At 72.9% G+C, this 15,171-nt stretch carries 11 protein-coding genes and 2 pseudogenes; 4 read left to right on the forward strand and 9 right to left on the reverse strand.

What is annotated here, in order from left to right:
* Window positions 1-2,322 (forward strand): annotated as a pseudogene (locus tag ABZU99_RS29625) (lipopolysaccharide biosynthesis protein); the annotation flags it as partial.
* A 135-nt stretch (window positions 2,323-2,457) separates the two neighbouring features.
* Here the strand turns inward: ABZU99_RS29625 and ABZU99_RS29630 are convergent.
* Window positions 2,458-3,771 carry a xylan 1,4-beta-xylosidase gene (locus tag ABZU99_RS29630; protein ID WP_356047783.1) on the reverse strand — a complete coding sequence of 438 codons (1,314 nt, stop codon included), beginning with the start codon at window positions 3,769-3,771 and terminating at the stop codon, window positions 2,458-2,460.
* Between the two features lie 248 nt (window positions 3,772-4,019).
* Between ABZU99_RS29630 and ABZU99_RS29635 the strand changes: the two genes are divergently transcribed.
* A complete protein-coding gene (locus tag ABZU99_RS29635) occupies window positions 4,020-5,117 on the forward strand; it encodes a DUF5925 domain-containing protein (RefSeq protein WP_355954813.1) in 1,098 nt (365 codons plus the stop codon).
* A gap of 121 nt (window positions 5,118-5,238) precedes the next feature.
* On the opposite strand, the gene ddaH is transcribed toward ABZU99_RS29635, so the two are convergent.
* The gene (gene ddaH, locus ABZU99_RS29640) at window positions 5,239-6,015 is read right to left on the reverse strand and encodes a dimethylargininase (protein ID WP_355954774.1); all 777 of its coding nucleotides are present in this window, start codon (window positions 6,013-6,015) and stop codon (window positions 5,239-5,241) included.
* A gap of 52 nt (window positions 6,016-6,067) precedes the next feature.
* A complete protein-coding gene (locus tag ABZU99_RS29645; protein WP_355954777.1) occupies window positions 6,068-6,448 on the reverse strand; it encodes a GntR family transcriptional regulator in 381 nt (126 codons plus the stop codon).
* 194 nt (window positions 6,449-6,642) lie between these two features.
* Between ABZU99_RS29645 and ABZU99_RS29650 the strand changes: the two genes are divergently transcribed.
* A complete protein-coding gene (locus ABZU99_RS29650; protein WP_356047695.1) occupies window positions 6,643-7,572 on the forward strand; it encodes a GNAT family N-acetyltransferase in 930 nt (309 codons plus the stop codon).
* Between the two features lie 593 nt (window positions 7,573-8,165).
* On the opposite strand, the gene ABZU99_RS29655 is transcribed toward ABZU99_RS29650, so the two are convergent.
* On the reverse strand, window positions 8,166-9,278 hold the full coding sequence (locus ABZU99_RS29655; protein WP_356047697.1) for a methyltransferase domain-containing protein: 1,113 nt from the start codon (window positions 9,276-9,278) through the stop codon (window positions 8,166-8,168).
* An 81-nt stretch (window positions 9,279-9,359) separates the two neighbouring features.
* Between ABZU99_RS29655 and ABZU99_RS29660 the strand changes: the two are divergent.
* Window positions 9,360-10,150, forward strand: a pseudogene (locus tag ABZU99_RS29660) (class I SAM-dependent methyltransferase).
* Here ABZU99_RS29660 and ABZU99_RS29665 read toward each other — a convergent pair.
* From ABZU99_RS29665 to ABZU99_RS29685, 5 genes are all read right to left on the reverse strand, one after another.
* The gene (locus ABZU99_RS29665; protein WP_356047699.1) at window positions 10,140-10,886 is read right to left on the reverse strand and encodes a class I SAM-dependent methyltransferase; all 747 of its coding nucleotides are present in this window, start codon (window positions 10,884-10,886) and stop codon (window positions 10,140-10,142) included. The pseudogene ABZU99_RS29660 and the gene ABZU99_RS29665 sit on opposite strands and share 11 nt — an antisense overlap.
* A 215-nt stretch (window positions 10,887-11,101) precedes the next feature.
* Window positions 11,102-11,386: a helix-turn-helix domain-containing protein gene (locus tag ABZU99_RS29670; RefSeq protein WP_356047701.1), complete on the reverse strand. Its 285-nt coding sequence runs from the start codon at window positions 11,384-11,386 to the stop codon at window positions 11,102-11,104.
* Window positions 11,343-11,924, reverse strand: a complete 582-nt coding sequence (locus tag ABZU99_RS29675; RefSeq protein ID WP_355954792.1) for a Uma2 family endonuclease — start codon at window positions 11,922-11,924, stop codon at window positions 11,343-11,345. Before ABZU99_RS29675 ends, ABZU99_RS29670 begins: the two co-directional genes overlap by 44 nt.
* A 251-nt stretch (window positions 11,925-12,175) precedes the next feature.
* The gene (locus tag ABZU99_RS29680) at window positions 12,176-13,357 is read right to left on the reverse strand and encodes a type III PLP-dependent enzyme (protein ID WP_356047703.1); all 1,182 of its coding nucleotides are present in this window, start codon (window positions 13,355-13,357) and stop codon (window positions 12,176-12,178) included.
* A complete protein-coding gene (locus tag ABZU99_RS29685; RefSeq protein ID WP_356047705.1) occupies window positions 13,354-15,102 on the reverse strand; it encodes an IucA/IucC family protein in 1,749 nt (582 codons plus the stop codon). The genes ABZU99_RS29680 and ABZU99_RS29685 overlap by 4 nt, the downstream gene beginning before the upstream one ends.
* Between the last annotated feature and the right edge of the window lie 69 nt (window positions 15,103-15,171).

Consider the following 15,171-nt stretch of genomic DNA (forward strand, 5'->3'; position numbering starts at 1 on the left):
GACACGACCTCGACAGACACCGGACCCGAGCCCGAACCCACCAACGCCGCCGGGCGCACCCGGCCGGCGGACCGCTGGCCCGTCCTCACATCCGGGCTCATCGGGGCGGCGGGCTCGGCGCCCGCAGGGGACTGGGGGATCTCCCACGCCTCGCAGGCGCGGAGTGGGGCGGGCGGGACGCGGTCCGGGACCGCGCCCTGGGAGCTGCCCGGGGCCGGGCCGCAGGGCCCGGGCGCGCCGCTCGGGCCCTCGCCGGCGCCCCGCCCGCCGGCCGGGGCGGGCGACGGCGCGCGGCCGGGCCCGGGGCCGGATGCGGCCCCGGCCCGGCGGCGGGCCCGGGTGGCCACGGCCGCCCTGTGGGCGGTCGTGGCCACCGGGCTCGCCCTCTACTGGCTCCCCCTCATCGGCATGGGCGACGCCGAGCTGGACGGCATGGGCGGGCTCGGGCTGATCTCCGTCCTGCCCAAGGCCACTCTGGTCGGCGCCGCGCTGCTGATCGCCGCGTTCGCCGCCGCGCTCCGGCTGGACCGGCCGCGGCGCGGGCTGCTGACCGTCGTGCTGCTCGCCACCGTCGTGTCGCTGCACGCCGTGCCCGCCGTGCTGGAGGCGCAGCCGCGGTTCCCGACCGCGTGGCAGCACCTCGGGTTCATGGACTACATCGGCCGGACGGGGGACGCGGTACCCGATCTCGACGCGCGCTGGAGCTGGCCCGGCTTCTTCGCGGGGGCCGCGTTCGTCGCGCGGGCCTGTGGCGTACGGGATCTCACCGAGGTGCTGCGCTGGTGGCCCACGCTCATTCAGCTGCTCTATCTGGCGCCCCTGATGGTGCTGGTGCGCGCCCTGCGGGCGAGCTGGCGGGCGAAGTGGACGGCGGCGTGGCTGTTCGCGCTGAGCGGCTGGGTTGGCCAGGACTACTTCTCGCCGCAGGGGTTCACCTATCTCTTCTATCTGGTCTTCGTGGCCGTGCTGCTGGTCTGGTTCCGCGAACCGCGGGTGCTGCGCGGCAAGCGGTGGCCGGGCGAGGCCGAGGTGGCGGACGCCACGCGCGGTCAGCGCACGGCGCTGCTCGGGCTGCTGATCGCGCTGTTCGCGGCGTCGGTGGCGGCGCATCAGCTGACCCCGTTCGTGATGCTGGGGGTGGTGAGCGCCCTCGTCCTGGTCCGGCGCTCGAATCTGTACGGGCTGCCGCTGCTGTGCGGGGTCATGGTCGTCGTCTGGGTGGGCTTCCTCGCGGAGCCGTACTGGTCGGGCCATTTCGATGAGCTCTTCGGCGGGATGGGCGGGGTGGGCGGCAATGTGTCCTCGTCCGTCTCCGGCCGGATCGAGGGCGGCAGCAGCGTGCACAAGCTGGTGCTCTACGTCCGGGTGGCGCTGGCGGGCGGGGTGCTGGCCCTCGCCTGTTGGGGGGTGCTGCGGCGGCGGATGGCGGGGTTCGCGGAGCGGTCGCTGCTGGTGCTGACCTTTGTGCCGTTCCTGGGCTTCGGCATGCAGTCGTACGGCGGCGAGATGGCGCTGCGGGTGTTCATGTTCGCGCTGCCGGGGGCGTGCGCGCTCGGGGCGCTGGCCCTCTTTCCGCGGGTCGGCGCGGACCGCCGGCGGCTCGGCCCGCTCGCCGCCCTGGTGGCGGGTCTGACCCTGATGTTCGGCTTTCTGGTCGCCCGCTGGGGCAATGAGACGTTCGAGCGCGTGCGGCCGGGCGAGGTGGCGGCGATGGAGTACCTCTACGCCCACGACAAACCGACCGTACGGGTGCTGTGGATGAGCAACGACACCGTCAACAACGTGACCCCCGCCATGCCGTGGGGCGAGCGGGACATGGAGCGGGTGAGCTACGAGCCGACGCTGGCGCCGCGCGATCCGGTCCGGGTCTCCGGCCTCGTCACGGCGCTGCGGGACGCCGGGCCGCACTCGTATCTGATGGTGGGCCGCGGTCAGTCCGTCTATCTCACCCTGGACTCGGGCTACGCGGCGAACTGGCAGGAACGGCTCATCCGCTCCCTCGACGGGCGCACCGAGCTGCGCCGGGTGCTGTCCAACGAGGACGCGGCGCTGTACGAGCTGAAGCGGCAGCCGCGCGGGGCGGTCCCCGAGCCCAAGCCGGGACCGGCCGGGCCGCTGATCACCTGGACGCCGTGGTCGGTGGTCGGCGCGCTGTCGGCGGTGGCGCTGATGATGCTGCTGGCGGCGCGCGAGGTGGTGCGGGTGGCGGTGCGGCCGAGCGTGCGGCGGCTGCGCCGGCTGCAGAGCTCGTTCTGGTTCGCGCTGCCGCTGATGCTCGTTCTGCTGGCCTCGCTGGTGCAGCGCTTTGTGACGATGTCGTAGCCGCGCCGGCCGCCCGGGCTGCCGGGGCGTGTCCCTGAGCGGATGCGGTGAAGTTCGCCGCTGATCCCTCGCCGTTCGGCCTGGCCAAGGGCTTGGACGCCGAGAAGGATCAGCACTTGACTTCGCCGTAACCGCTTAGCGCTTGAGCCAGCGCACCTCGTACGCGTCCATCCCGAACGACCGGCCGTCGACCTTGGCCTTGATGGGGCGGCTGAGGGTGTTGACGACCAGCACCGCGTCGTCGTCGGCGAGGACCCGCACATTCGGCCGGTCGTCGGCGGCGATGTCCACGGACCGGAAGGCGGTGCCCGGCGGGAACTCCCGGGTGAACCGGCCGAGCAGCTCCATCATGGGCAGCGCGCCGCCGCCGTCGTCCAGCTCGGTGGGGCGCCACAGACAGCCGGGGCACGTGCCGCCCGTCTGCTGCGGGTTCCAGTAGAGGGCCGTGGCGGTGCCGCCCTCGGCCAGCCGGATCATGGCGGTGGCCTGGACGGCGGTGCGGCGCGGCTCGCTCCAGCGGGCGCGGTCGTCGTCCCCGTCGGATGGTTCGACGTACCACTCGGCCCACCACACCGGCAGCTCGGTGATCTTGCTCAGCCAGCGGGTGATGTCCTCGAACTTCTGCGTGGCGCCGAACGCGTCCGGCAGCAGCCGGTCGCCCTCGCGGGTGTAGCTGGAGCCGTCGACGACCACGAAGTCCGCGCCCGCCTTGTGCTTGTTCCAGTACGTGATGGCGTCGGCGGACCGCTGGTCGAGCGTGCCCCAGGAGCCGCGCACCGCGGTGGAGCCCCCCGACTCGCCCGGCGGATCGCTGTCGGCGACCACATACGGCCCACCGACCCGGTTCTTCGGGTTCCGCTTCTTCAGCTCCTTGTAGACCAGGTTGTAGAGCTGGGTGTAGCCCTCGTAGTTCCAGCGCTTCTTGGCCTCGTCATAGAAGCCCTTGAACTCGTTCCACACCAGGAAGTGGCGGACATCCGGATAGCGCTCGGCGATCTTCCCCGCGAGCTCGGCGAAGTCCTTGTAGTGCTCGGGGGTGGGCGCGGTCTCCAGGGACTTCTGTGACCAGTCGGTACGCCCGGGCTCGCCGCCCTTCATCCAGTCGGGCGCGCAGCACAGGGTGATGACGGGCGCGGTGCCGGTCTTGCGTATCAGGGCAACGCGGCGGTCGAGGTCCGAGAAGTCGTACCGGCCCGGGGACGGCTCGGGATTGCCCGCGCCCCAGCCCATGATGTGCTGGTTCTGCGCCATGGGGTGGCCGGACAGCAGCGCCTCCGCGGTCTTCCGGCCGCTGTCGGTGCCGCGGTCGGCGCTGTACTGGGTGTGGGTGAATCCCCAGCCCGGACCGGAGGCGGCGGCCTGGTCCCGCGCCTCGGTCGAACCCCGTCCGTCCGCTTGGCCGCCGGGCCATCCGGCGCAGGTGGTCAGCAGCAGCGCCAGCACGGCCATGCCGACGCCGAACAGCGCGCCGACCCGCAAGCACCTCGTGGCCCCCGACCCGCCCCGTCCCCCCACCCTGCCCCCATTCGGTGCCCCAGAAGGGTAAGAGTATCCCTGAACGCCCCCATTCCGGTGGGCTTCCGCGGAACAGCTCGGTAAACGGCCGCAAACCCCAGTGCGTCCGCGGCTCTCGTGCTGGATCATGGGGGCCGGTGCGCTGACCGACGCACCGGTCCCGCGTTCTCAGGAGGCAGACCCTGCCCGCCACACCCGCCGAAGAGTCCCTCCCGATCCGGCTGAACGTCGATGACAGCGATTCGCCGTCGGACGTCGTCGACGCGCTCTTCCTCGGGCGCTTCGCCACCGGTGAGCAGCCGTACGCCCGCAGCCACTCCGTCGACCGGGTGCGCTCGGGCGCGACGCTGCTGCCGCCCGCCGCGACCGTGCTGCGGGCCGCCCGAGACGACGACCGCAGCGCGACGCTCGCCGAGGGCGAGGGCTGGACGCTGCTGGTGTCCCGGTGGAACCGGGGCGCGGATGTGACCGTGACCGCGGTCGAGGACGATCTCGCCGAGAAGGTGCTGCGGCAGGCGGTCGACGGCGCGGAGGACGAACCGGAGCCCCAGCCGGAGAACGTCTCGATGGGCTTTTGGTACGTCTCCCCTCGGCGCGGCCCGCACCGCACCACCCGCCAGATCGCGGCCGGCACCTGGGACGAGATCCGCGACAACTACACGGCACCGGTCGCCGAGGCCATGGACGGGCTGATGAAGGTCACCCCGGACGACATCGCCGGCCGGCTCCTGCTGCTGCACGGCCCGCCCGGCACCGGCAAGACCTCGGCGCTGCGCACCCTGGCCCGTGCCTGGCGGGACTGGTGCCAGGTGGACTGCGTCCTGGACCCCGAGCGGCTGTTCACGGACGTCGGCTATCTGATGGACATCGCGATCGGCGAGGACGACGGCTCGGCCAAGGGACGCTGGCGGCTGTTGCTGCTGGAGGACTGCGACGAGCTGATCCGCGGCGAGGCCAAGCACACGGCCGGCCAGGCGCTGTCCCGACTGCTCAATCTGACGGACGGCCTGCTCGGCCAGGGGCGCAATGTGCTGGTCGGCGTGACCACCAACGAGGACCTGGAGCGGCTGCACCCGGCCGTCGTCCGACCCGGCCGCTGTCTGGCCCGGATCGAGGTCGGGAAGCTGACCCGTACGGAGGCGGTCAACTGGCTCGGTACGGAGGAGGGTGTCGGGCGGGACGGGGCAACGCTCGCGGAGCTGTTCGCGCTGCGGCGCGGCACCCGGCCCGCCTCGGTGCCCCCGCAGTCGGGCGAGGCCGACGCGGGGCTGTATCTGTAGGGGTGCTGTATCTGCAGGACGCTGTATCTGTAGGGGCGCTGTATCTGCAGAACGCTGTATCTGCAGAGGCGCTGTTATCTGCAGAACGCTGTATCTGCAGGGGCGCCGCGCGCCCGGGCGCTCAGGCGTACAGCTCCCGCAGCCGTACGGACAGGCAGGTCACACAGCCCTCCATCTTCTCGAACTCGCTGATGTCCACCGGCACCGGCTCATAGCCGAGGTCGGCGAACAGCTCGGCGCTCTTCGGCGCGCTCGCCGCCATCAGCAGCTTGCCGCCGCCGAGCAGGACCACATGGGCGCCCGACTCCTCGGGGACGGGGAGGAATCGCGGGAACGCCGCCGGGTCGTCCACCAGCGGCGGATAGCCGATGACGGTGCCGTCCGGCAGCGCGGTGACCGCCGACTTCAGGTGGAGCACCTTGCTGACCGGCACGGCCACCACCCGTGCGCCCAGCGGCTCGAACGCGGCGCGCAGCTGCCGTACACCCTCGCCGTTGGTGCGTCCGCCGCGTCCCACGTAGACGGTGTCGCCGATCTTCAGCACGTCACCGCCGTCCAGGGTTCCCGGCTCCCGGACCCGGTTCACCGAGCAGCCGAGCCCGGTCACCGCCTCCTCGACGGCCGCCGTCTCGGGGCGGCGGGACTCGGCGCCGGGGCGGGAGATGAGCGCGACGTTCTTGTAGACGACCATGGTGTCCTCGACGAACACCCCGTCCGGACAGTCGTCCAGCGGCGGCACCTCCACCGGCTCCCAGCCGTGCGCCCGCAGCGCCACGACATAGACCTCCCACTGACGCAGCGCCAGCGCGGCGTCGACCGGTGTGCGGTCGATATGGGTCACCAGACCGTCGGCGAGGCGCGGGCTGGGTCGTCGGACGAGGGCTTTTCGGCTGGTCATGGGGCTCCTTGTGAAGGCGGTGTGCGCGCTGGACAGCATCTCAGGCCACATCTCAGGCCACGTCGCCGTAGGCCGCGCGCAGAGCGTCCTCGACCACGGCGGACGCGGCGGCGCGGTCCAGCCCGAGCCGTACCGCCCGCTGGGCGTAGCTCCGCGCCGCCTCGGCCGCCTGGCGCTGAGCCGCGTCGCCCGCGGCGGCGACGAAGGTGCCGTGGCGGCCGCGGGTCTCGATCACACCGTCCGACTCCAGCGCCCGGTACGCCTTGGCGACGGTGTTCGCCGCCAGCCCCAGCTCCTCGGCAAAGCCGCGCACGGTGGGCAGCTTGTAGCCCACGGGCAGCGCGCCGGAGCGGGCCTGTTCGGCGATCTGCGCGCGGATCTGCTCGAAGGGGGCGGTGGCGGCGTCGGGTTCGACGGTGATCTGCAAGGCCACGTGGGGCTCCTGGGGCGTGTGTGGTGCGGAGTGTCTGCACCCATGGTGTCGTGCCGTGCGCGGGGTGCGCGATCTCACGAGTTCCGGGATGGCGGGTGGGAGAAATCCAGGGAGCCGGGTGGGAGAAATCCGGGTGAGGCGGGTGGGAGAAAAGGGGAGGCGGACGGGGCGAAGAGGACGTAGCCTGCGAGACCATGACCATGATCGTGCGCGATTTCCGCACCGCCGACGCGGAGGCCGTCGCGGCGGCGCGGCGCTCAGCCTTCCCCTATCTGGTGACGACATCGCGGACGGTGGTCTGGGAGGCCGAGAGCGCGCCCGCCGAGCGGCAGTACCGGCTGCTGGTCGCCGAGGAAGACGGCCGCGTGGTGGGCTCGTCCGAGATCGGGATCTTCTACGACAGCGACCAGCCGGGGCTGGCCTTCGCCAACACCACGGTGAGCGGCGACGCGCTCGGCCGGGGCGCCGGATCCGCGCTGGTCACTGCCGCGGAGGAGTATCTGGCCGGGCTCGGGGCCGCCCAGGTCTTCGCGTGGACGCTCGACGCACCGCACGCGGTGACCTTCGCCGAACGCCGCGGCTACCGCCGCAGCCGCTCCTCCCGCATCGGGCGGCTGGATCTCACCACGGCCGCGCTTCCGCCGCTGGACCGCGGGGCCTTCCCGGACGGCGTGGAACTGCGGACGGCGGCGGACTTCGCCGACGATCCGCGTCCGCTGTACGAGGCGGACGTCGAATGCACGGAGGACGAGCCGGGGGACGTCGACGCGGGCCGTCTGCCGTACGCCCAATGGCTGGCCCTCACCTGGGAACACCCGGCCCTGGACCGCGAACTGACGTCGGTGGCGGTCGTGGACGGCACCGTCGCCGCCTACAGCGTCGCCCACACCGACGGCCACGGCCGCTACTGGTCGGGCATGACCGGCACCCCGCGCACCTTCCGCGGCCGTGGGCTGGCCAAGCTCGCCAAGAACGACTCCCTCCACCGCGCGCGGGCGGCGGGCTGCCGGGTGGCGTTCACCGGCAACGACGGCGACAACGGCCCGATGCTGGCGATCAACAACTGGTTCGGCTACGAGCCGGCGGCCGTGGAGTGGCGCTACGTACGGGAGCTGGCGGCGTAACCCCGGGCCGTTTCCCCCGCCCTGCCCTGCCCTGCCCTGCCCTGCCCTGCCCTGCCCTGCCCTGCCCTGCCCTGCCCTGCCCTGCCCTGCCCTGCCCTGCCCTGCCCCAAGGATGCGTGCGCCCTGCACCCAGCCCGTCAAGCGTTCGAGGACACGCCCGAAGGGCGTCCGGGGCTCGGGGCGCAGCCCTGAGTGGGGTCCCGGGGCACGCACCCGAGCGGCCATGTGAAGCGGCCCCAGCGGACCCGGGACGCATCCCGAGTGCGGCCCGGGCCACAGCCCCAGGGGGCCAGGGGCACAACCCCCGAACCGGGTCCGGGGCGCAACCCCATGCCGGGCCCGGAGCACAACCCCGAGCCGTGTCCGGGGCCACAGCCCCAGCAGGCCCGAGGCACAAACCCCCAACCAGGTCCGGGGCGCAACCCCATGCCGAGTCCGGAGCACAACCCCGAACCATGTCCCGGGCCACAGCCCCAGCAGGCCCGAGACACAAACCCCCAACCGGGTCCGGGCACAACCCCCGAACCAGTCCCGTGCCGGTCCCGGGCGCAGGCCCGTGCCGGTCCGGGGCGCAGTCACGGGGGTCCGCGCGCCTACCCCAGCGGGGTGAGGCGGTCCGGGCCGTCCGGATCGTAGGCGACGGCGTCGCCCGGCTCATGCCAGTGCAGCACGAACCGCTGCCCAGCCCGGTACGCCTCGACCCCCGCCCTGCAGTACGCCACCATGTCGTCCGGCAGCTCATCCAGCCGGAACCAGCCGATCTCCGAGCACTTCTCCGGCTCACGGTTGACCGGCTCCCGCCCCTCCCCGAGCTCCGCCTCGAAGAACCACCCCGTGCGCGGCGCGCCCCTGGGCGATTTGTGCTGCATGACCAGCACGACCCGGACCTCGTCGGGAGTGAGGTCGATGCCGATCTCCTCCGCCGTCTCCCGCAGCAGCGCCGCCCGCACGTCCTCGCCGTCCTCGACATGGCCGGACGGGGCGTGGAGGAGCCCGTCGGCGTAGCCCGTACCGGCCCGGCGGGCGAGCAGGATCCGGTCACCGCGCCGCAGCAGGAGATGGACATCGACGATCTCGGCATGGCGGCGGGGTGGCGCCAGGTCGGCCACCAGGACATAGCGCTCGTCGCGCACCGGCCGCCCCCACAGCGCCTCGTCCGGCGCGAGCTGCTCGACATACGTACGCGCCGTCAGCGGCGTGAGCAGCCGGGTCAGTTCCCCGGCCGCCAGGCCGACCGGGTCGGACTCGCCCCAGCGCCCTTCGATCAGCACCAGCCGGCCGCCCGGCCGCAGCAGCCGGGCCCACCGTCGCAGCACGGCCTCCCGGTCGGGCAGCAGCCACAGCAGATGGCGCACGAGGAGGACATCGAAGCGCCGCTTCCCCACGGGTGGCTCCGCCGCGTCCCCGACGAGCACGGTGGCGCCCGTGCCGGCCAGCTTGGCCCGTGCGCGCTCGGCCATGCGCGGCGACGCGTCGACTCCCGTCACCCGGTGGCCGCGCTCGGCGGCGAGCAGCGCGAGACTGCCCGTACCGCACCCGAGATCGAGCACGTCGAGCACCCCGCCGGGCCGGTCGGGCAGCCAGCCCCGCAACCGGGCGGCCCACGCGGCCCGTACGGCCGGGTCGCGCAGGCCGTGGTCCGGCTCGTTGTCGAAGTCCGCCGCGGCGGAGTCCCAGTATGCGGTGGTCAAGCTCTCTGCACGCATGCCGCGATGGTCGCACCCACCGCTGACAACGCCGCTGACTACGCGGCTGACATCGCCACTGACTGCCGCCACCATGGCCCCATGCCTCAGTTCCCGAGCCCGTCACCCGCCACGTCCTTCGACTCTGTCGCCGCCCAGTACGCGGCAGCCCGCCCCGGCTGTCCGCCGGAGCTGTTCGCGAGGGTGGAGGAGTACGCGGGGCGGCCGCTCGACGGGGCGGACGTGCTCGACGTGGGCGCGGGCACGGGTTTCGCCACCCGGCAGCTGGCGCAGCGCGGGGCGCGCGTCGTGGCCGTGGAGCCGGGCGCGGGCATGGCGGCCGAGCTGCGGGGCGCGCTGCCGCGGATCCCGCTCGTCCTCGGCGACGGCGAAGCGCTGCCCTTCGCCGACGGCGTCGCCGACGTCGTGACGTACGCCCAGGCCTGGCACTGGACCGACCCGGCGCGCTCGGTCCCCGAGGCCATCCGGGTGCTCCGGCCCGCCGGGGCGCTCGCCATGTGGTGGAACGCGCCCTGGACGTCCCGTGGCTGGCGGCGCAGGAGGCCCGGCTGGCCGAGCGCTGCCCCGCCTACCGCCCGCACGGCTTCCCGGCCGAGGCCGCCCGGCTGATCGCGCCGTTCGGGCTGCGGACGCGATCGGGTGCGGTCCGCTGGTCACGGACCCTCACCGTCGAGGACCGGCTGCGCACCCTCGGCAGCCACTCCTATCTCGCGGTGATGGGAGACGAGGCGGAGGCGGTGCTGCGGGCGGAGCGGGCGGAGTTGCTCGCCCTGTTCCCGGACGGGACGCTCGTCGACCCGTTAGTCACGGACGTCACAGTGGCGATCACCTCGGCGGACACCGGGCCGGCCACCGAGACCGTCACGGGCTGACACGCAGCAGGAGGGTGACGAAGCCAAGGACGCCGCGATAGCTCCTCAACCAAGCGGAGCGGTGTTCCGCGGCGGCCTTGTAGGCCCCGGAAGTGCCGAGTTCGTCGGGGTGGTCCAGGGCCCACCGGGACAGCGAGCCGGTCCAGGACCACTCGTAGTCGTCCCACTCCTCGACCGTGCTGACATGGCCGTACACGGGCGTCCAGCCGTCGGCGACGACACGGTCCACGGTGGTCGCGAGGTCGGCGTAGTCGTCCCAGGTGGCGCCCAGCGCTGAGAGCGCGCCGGCGTCGGGGTCCCGCTCCCAGAAGCCGTCGCCTATGAGGACATGGCCGCCCGGGGAGAGGAGTTCGCGGGCCGCCGCGAGGGTGGGCAGCAGCCCGCCGAAGGCGTGGGCGGCGCCCACGCTCAGGACCAGGTCGAAGCGGTGCGGACTCACGAACACGGCGGCCTCCGCCTCATGGAGCACCAGCCGCTCCGCGACCCCGAGTTCCTGGGCGCCCTCGCGGGCCAGGTCGAGGGAGGCGGCATCGATGTCCACCCCCTCGGCCCGCATCCAGGGGTAGCGGGCCAGCAGCCGCCGCAGCCACTCGCCTCGTCCGCATCCGAGGTCGAGGGCGCGTTCGGCGCCGTCCGTCACAGCCCGGTCGAGGAGTCGGCGCACCGACTCGTCGGCGAGCGGGGCGGCGATGGGGTGGTCGGCGTGGGCGAGGCGGGAGATCCGTTGACGGTCCATCGGGACAGCGTGGCAAGCGCCGACCCGCCGCGCATCCCCCTTTTCTCGGGGCTCGAATGCCTCCTTGATCCGCAGGATGCTCTCATCCGTACTCATCAGGTCGGCCCTATCGGCCTCGCGCAGATAGTCGCGGCATGGCCTGTTGCTGTATGCACTTCGCAACAGCGGCGACCGGACGCTGCCGGAACTCGTCCGGCCGTAGCTGCGCCGGTTCGTCAGCTGCGCGTACGTCGCTCGTCATAGCGCGACCGGGCGCCTTCGACCGCGTCGAGGTGATCGACAACCCATCCCAGCATGGCGCGCAGGGGTGACTGAAGGGTCCGGCCCAAAGAAGTGATGCGGTACTCGATCGCCACCGGGTCCGTGGACCCGACCAGTCGCTCGACCACCTCGACCACACCGTTGCGCTCGAGTCGCCGCAGGCACGTGGTCAGTGACTTCGGCGTGACAGGAACTTCAGCGCACCCAGCCCTTGAGCGGCTCGGTGTCGAGGGTGACACCGACCGGCTCGGGCAAGGTGAGCGGCTTGCCGAACGGCACGGTCTTGGTGGACTCGTACCGGACCCCGTCGGGCTCGCTGAAGACCGTCACCTCACAGGCCTCACGGTCGACCAGCAGATACACCGGGACCCCCGTCTCGGCGTAGGCCCTGGGCTTCTCCACCCGGTCCCTGCGGTCCATGTCGGAGTCGTACGAGGTGACTTCGACGACCATGAGGACCGGTGCGGCGTCAGCCCACTCCCCCTGACCCACAAAGGCGTCGCTGTGGGCGAGGGTCCCGTCGGGCCGTGCATGGCCGTTGCGGTAGGTCTCGACCTTGAGGCCCTGATCGTGCAGCCACAGGTCGGGATGAGTTTGGATGCAGACCCGTGCCAGCCACTGAATGATCCGCCCGTGGTCGCCGCCCGGCACAGGCGTAACCCCGATCTTCCCGTTGATGAACTCCCAGCGCACCCCCTCCGCCACGCGGGCCGCCAGCCGCGCGTACTCCTCGAACTCCTCCGGCAGCATCTGCGGACGATCGTGGGTCGCGGTCATGACCGGGAGCCTCCTTCGGGTGTGGTCTCCCAGCGTAGGCGCTCTCGGCGACCACCACACGTGGGACTATGGTTTACGCACGGTGACATCCCGGACTCGGGACCGGCTCGTGGAGCTGGTGGACTGGCTCATAGAGGAGTACGGGCCGGTCACCGAGGAGGAGAGCGCCGCCGCTCAGGCCGAACCGCACGAGATCGACGCGGAACGTGCCTGCGCCGACGTGGCGATTGCGCGGGGTCAGGCGGCGCCCGTCAGGCATCCAGGTAGTGGAAGCCCGGCTTCGGGTGCATGAGGAAGTCGTGGTGCGAGATGTTCCACGCGTAGGCGCCCGCCAGCGCGAAGGCGACCCGGTCTCCGGCTCGTAGCCTAGGGACCGGGATGTGGCGGGCCAGGACGTCCTTGGGGGTGCAGAGCTGGCCAACAAGGGTGACCGGCTCCGCCCGTGCCGCGGGGCGGGGCCAGGGGTGGGGCCACTGGTCGGTGGGGAGGATCCGGAAGGGGTGGTCGTGCTGTTTGGTGGCGGGGGTGCGCATATGGTGTGTGCCGCCACGCAGCACCGCGAAGACCTCGCCCCCGCTGTGCTTGACGTCCAGTACCTCGGTGACGTACCAGCCGCAGTAGGCGGTCAGCGCGCGGCCGGGCTCGATCCGCAGGGTGAGACCGGGGTTCCGCTGGGCGACATCGGCCAGGCCCCTGCCGTACGCGGCCCAGTCGAAGCGGCGGTCGGGGTGAGCGTAGTCCACGCCCATGCCACCGCCGACGTTCACCTCGGTGAGCGTCACACCGTGCCGGTCGGCCAGCCTCCGGGCCCAGTCGGCGATGCCCGCGGCCACGGTGATCTGGGCGGCGGCGTCCAGGCCGCTGGCGAGATGGGCGTGGATGCCGCGCAGCCGTAGTGGTCCGTCCGCGGTGAAGAGCGGGAGGAGGCCGGCGACGCGGTCGGGGTCGAGGCCGAAGGGGCTGGGGCGGCCGCCCATGGCGAGCGCCGCGCCGCCCATCGCCGCGGCGTCGAGCGGGAGATTGACGCGGAGCAGGACGTCGAGGGGCCGGGCCCCCGCGAGCTGGGCCAGCAGCCGCAGTTCGTGCTCGCTCTCCACATGGAACCGTTCCACGCCCAGCTTCAGCGCGCGCCGCAGCTCCCCCTCGGTCTTGCCCGGTCCGCCGAAGGCCAGGGGCAGTTCGGGCACGGCGGTGCGGACATGCTCCAGCTCGCCGCCGGAGGCGACCTCGTAGCCGCTGAGGTACGGGGCGAGCGCGCGGAGGAGCGGCGGCGCCGGGTTGGCCTTCGCGGCGTAGTACAGCTCGACGCCGGGCGGCAGCGCGTTCCGTACGGCCTGGGCGTGCGCGCCGAGGGCGGTGAGGTCGTAGACGTACGCGGGGAGGTCGTCCCCGGTGAGCGTGGTGGCCAGGGCGGCGACGGGCGGGGTGATCAACGGCTGCTCCCGGGGACGATGACATGGGCCGCCTCGGACAGCAGGGCGGAGGCGAGCGGGCTGGCGATGCGGACATAGCCCGCGTCGCGGTCGGCCTTGCGGGCCCAGCGGGTGAGGAGGTTGGCCTTGGCGGGCAGCGGCACGCCCGCGACCAGGGCGCGCAGCGCGGGCGGGTCGTCATGGGCCGCGGAGCGTTCGCACAGCACCCGGCGGACCGCCGACCACAGGGCGGGCTCCAGCCGGGGATGCCGGTCGGCGAGGGCGGCGACCATCTCGGCGATGTGGTTGACCAGCAGGCAGTACACGACCCGGTCCCAGCCGCGTTCGCGCCCGTAGGTCATGGGGCGGGCCACGTCCCCGGGCAGCGCGGCGAGGGCCGCGGCGTGGCGCTCGGGCAGCAGCTTGGTGCCCTCCAGGTCGCGGAAGAGCACCTGGCGGGGGGTGCCGGTGGCGTCGACGCCGATGACGACGTTCTGGAGGTGGGGTTCGAGGACCACGCCGTGGTCGAAGTAGGCGGCGAGGACGGGTGGTACGAGGAGTCCGAGATAGGCGTCCCACCAGGCGAGCGCCTCGTCCGTGCCGGTGCCGCCTGCCTGGAGCAGCCGGGAGATCTGGGCGCCACTGGTCGGATACTCGTCGGCGACGGCCGCCGCCAGCAGCCCGGTCAGCCCCGGCCGCAGCCGGGCGGCGAGCCCCTCGCGGACGATCACGCCGAAGCCTTCCGCCAGTTCGCGGCCGCCTTCACCCGGGCCGAGGTCGAACGTGCGGTAGGCGGGTTCGCGCAGCAGCTCACAGCCCGGGAAGCGGGTGGAGAGGTCGGCCGCGATCGGCTCCAGCAGCCGGGTCAGGGCGACGGCGCCAAACAGCTCGTAGTCGGCGTTCTTGCGCAGGCAGTTGGTGATCCGCACATTCAGGCTGAACTTGAGGAAGTCCCGGCCGTCGTAGAGCGTGCGGACCGAGGCGGTCGGGGCGAAGTCCGGCCCGCCGGGCCCCAGGTCGAGTACGTCGCCGCGGCCGAGCGCCGCTCGCAGGAGGCGGTGTTCGCGGAGCATGGCGTACTGCCAGGGGTGCGCGGGCAGCAGCCGGTAGCCGTCGGGGACCGGCCGCTGCCGGTCGAGGGCCGCGAGGGCCCCGGGGGCGGCGGCCTCCTCGCGGACGTACTCCTGTCGTACGGCGAGATGGTGCAGCGGGAAGCGCGCCCCCGCCTCCGGTGCGAACCGCGACCAGGAGTCGGGGCTGCCGCTGCGGGCCTTGGGGGTGGGGTGGAAGCGGTGGCCGAAGAACAGGGACTGTTCGGAGGCGAGATAGGCGTCATCGGGCCTCTGGCCACGCCCCGCCGCCTTCTCGCGCTGTTCCAGGGCAGCCGTCATGCCCGCGTGACTGGAGGCGACCTGATCGAGGAATTCGTCGTTGTGCACGCCGGTACGCAGCTGGAGTTCGCGGTGGATGTGTTCGGCGAGTTCGCGCCAGGACACCTCCGTCCAGGTGCCGTCGCGCTGTTCGCTGACGGGCCCGGTGAACCGGTGCGCCCCGATGAGCGACGTACGCCGCAGCCCGACCCGCAGCAGCACCCCGCGGCGGGGCAGCCGCAGCCGCAGCCGGCCGTCGGCCACGACGGTCTGGTGCTCCGGGCCCGACACCTCGCGGAGCAGGCAGTTGAGGAGGGTGTGGGCGGCCACCTCGTCCGCGGAGGCGACATCAGCGACCGAGATGGCGGTGGTGGACGGGGAGGAGGGTGAGGGCATCAGGCGGCTCCAGCAAGGGCGGAGAAGGGTGGAAGGAGGCAGGGGGTCCGTGGACCGGACGGGGACCCG

Origin of the sequence: Streptomyces sp. NPDC005266, assembly GCF_040607655.1 — a bacterium.
GTDB lineage: Bacteria > Actinomycetota > Actinomycetes > Streptomycetales > Streptomycetaceae > Streptomyces.